Raw genomic sequence first — 234 nt, 5'->3', positions numbered from 1 at the left:
ATAGCCCTTAACCTCGCCGTGAGCCGTACCATCAGCGACGATGTAGCCAACTGGCCCATTGCCTTGAATCTTAACCGTCATGCCGGCTTTTTCATCCAAGCTGGACGTTGATAATAGCAGCGTGCCGATAAGGGTGCGTCCTAAAGCTGCCGAGCTGGCACTCCAGGTATCGTGAATCTCATGGGCTTTTTCAACCAGGTTGGTAGCACGCACTGCATACGCACGAAACATTCC

The 234-nt window shown here is 53.0% G+C and carries 1 protein-coding gene; it reads right to left on the bottom strand.

From position 1 onward, the window contains the following. Positions 1-234: Hsp33 family molecular chaperone HslO (locus tag LI126_RS15175; protein WP_227165742.1), on the bottom strand; the 234-nt coding region annotated here is incomplete at both ends.

The organism is Mediterraneibacter sp. 210702-DFI.5.30, from assembly GCF_020560115.1.
Lineage (GTDB): Bacteria > Bacillota > Clostridia > Lachnospirales > Lachnospiraceae > Mediterraneibacter > Mediterraneibacter faecis.
This window is presented reverse-complemented; position numbering and strand designations above follow the sequence as displayed.